Genomic DNA, 2,070 nt, shown 5'->3' on the forward strand with positions numbered 1-2,070 from the left:
CGGTTCGGCGCCCCGACTTGCCCGCGAAAAGTACGCCCCGACAAGCCTGCACCTACAAGGATCACGCAGGCTTGCTCCAAACCCAAAATGAAACATGGCGCAATGCCATTACTTTTCTCTGTCCCGCCCTCAACTTTCTCTCCAGGCTGCCGACACAACGTGGCAGAATGCACGCCCGCTGCAAATAGTTACTATTTACCTGGAGAACTCGCGTGAAATACGCATCACAAGGACTCGTGCTGGCAGCTGCCGTCGCGCTCGGGTCTATCGCCGGCTGCGCTACCGAAACTTCCACCGCCGTGACCGTACAACAGGTCGAGAGCGTCAGCCGCCCGTACAGCGGCGTGCGTGCACCGATCGCCGTAGGCAAGTTCGACAACCGTTCGAGCTACATGCGCGGCATCTTCTCCGACGGCGTCGATCGCCTCGGCGGCCAGGCCAAGACCATCCTGATCACCCACCTGCAGCAGACTGGCCGTTTCAACGTGCTGGACCGCGACAACATGGGTGAGATCCAGCAGGAAGCGGCCATCAAGGGCCAGGTCCAACGCCTGAAGGGCGCTGACTTCGTCGTGACCGGCGATGTCACCGAATTCGGCCGCAAGGAAGTCGGCGACCACCAGCTGTTCGGCATTCTCGGCCGTGGCAAGACTCAGATCGCCTACGCCAAGGTCGCGCTGAACATCGTCAACATCAGCACTTCCGAAGTGGTCTACTCGAGCCAGGGCGCAGGCGAATACGCCCTGTCCAACCGTGAGGTCATCGGCTTCGGCGGTACCGCCAGCTACGACTCGACACTCAATGGCAAGGTCCTTGACCTGGCCATGCGCGAAGCGGTGAACAAGCTGGTCGGCGCTGTCGAAAGCGGCCAGTGGAAGCCGCAAGCGCAGTAAGACCCTGCAGCAAGACGACAACGACAAGGAAGCACGTAGATGAGCATCACCCGCTCGGCCTGGCGCACTGGCGCCGGGCTCCTGCTGGCCAGCGCCCTGCTGGTCGGTTGCAACTCGCAGAAGCCGCTGTACCAGTGGGAAAGCTACCAGCCGCAAGTGCGCGAATACTTCAACGACCAGTCCAAGGAAGAACAGGTCATCGCCCTGGAGCGCGACCTGGAGAAGATCAAGGCCAAGAATGGCGCCGTCCCGCCTGGGTATCACGCGCAACTGGGCCTGCTCTATTCGAGCCTGGGCAAGGACGACCAGATGATCCAGCAGTTCCGCACCGAGAAGGCGCTGTTCCCTGAATCGGCGGCGTACATGGACTTCCTGATGAAGAACGCCACGCAAGGAGCGAAGCAGTGATCAAGCGCCTCACCCAATTGATCGTCGGCGCCTGCGTGCTGGCCCTGTTCGCCGGCTGTGCCGAGCGCAAGACCACCGACTACGCGGCCTACAAGCAGAGCCGTCCGAAGTCGATCCTGATCGTGCCGCCGCTGAACAACTCGCCGGACGTCAAGGCCAGCTACAGCATGCTCGCGCAGGTCACCTACCCGCTGGCCGAAGCGGGCTACTACGTGATGCCGGTGGCGCTGGTCGCCGAGACCTTCCGCCAGAACGGCATGACCACCCCGGCTGACATCCACGAGCTGCCGACCGCCAAGCTGCACGAGATCTTCGGTGCCGACGCGGCGCTGTACGTGACCGTCAGCGACTACGGCACCCGCTACATGGTGCTGAGCAGCGCGACCATCGTGACCGCCAGCGCCAAGCTGGTCGACCTGAAGACCGGCACCACCCTGTGGACTGGCACCGCCACTGCATCCAGCGAGGAGGGCCGGCAGAACCAGGGCGGCCTGATCGGCATGCTGATCACAGCAGCAGTGAACCAGGTCATCAGCAGCGTGCAGGAAGACGCCGGTTATCCGATCGCCGGTATCACCAGCGCGCGCCTGCTGTCGCCGAACCCGAACGGCGGGATCCTGTACGGGCCGCGTTCGCCGAAGTACGGCACGGACTAAGCGGCGACTGCTTCGCGGGCAAGCCCGCTCCCACAGCGGCGGTAGACCTCTGTTGGAGCAACTGTCTTGCTCAAAAGCTAGAAGCCAGCCCAATCCCTGTGGGAGCGGGCTTG

General features: G+C 62.9%; 3 protein-coding genes. All 3 read left to right on the forward strand.

The genetic code is table 11. From position 1 onward, the window contains the following. The first annotated feature begins 212 nt into the window (after positions 1 to 212). The 3 genes from HU729_RS25480 to HU729_RS25490 are packed head-to-tail and all read left to right on the forward strand — an operon-like array spanning position 213 to position 1,957. On the forward strand, positions 213 to 893 hold the full coding sequence (locus tag HU729_RS25480; protein WP_186711919.1) for a CsgG/HfaB family protein: 681 nt from the start codon (positions 213 to 215) through the stop codon (positions 891 to 893). Positions 894 to 932: 39 nt separating this feature from the next. Further along, positions 933 to 1,301, forward strand: a complete 369-nt coding sequence (locus HU729_RS25485; protein ID WP_054893326.1) for a DUF4810 domain-containing protein — start codon at positions 933 to 935, stop codon at positions 1,299 to 1,301. After that, the gene (locus HU729_RS25490; protein ID WP_346655321.1) at positions 1,298 to 1,957 is read left to right on the forward strand and encodes a DUF799 domain-containing protein; all 660 of its coding nucleotides are present in this window, start codon (positions 1,298 to 1,300) and stop codon (positions 1,955 to 1,957) included. Before HU729_RS25485 ends, HU729_RS25490 begins: the two co-directional genes overlap by 4 nt. Positions 1,958 to 2,070: the final 113 nt, after the last annotated feature.

The organism is Pseudomonas sp. RW10S2, assembly GCF_014268985.1.
Classification (GTDB): Bacteria; Pseudomonadota; Gammaproteobacteria; order Pseudomonadales; family Pseudomonadaceae; genus Aquipseudomonas; species Aquipseudomonas wayambapalatensis.

Coding starts and splice junctions, on each gene's coding strand:
- HU729_RS25485 (WP_054893326.1), top strand. CDS start 933: ATGAGCATCACCCGCTCGGCCTGGCGCACTGGCGCCGGGCTCCTGCTG.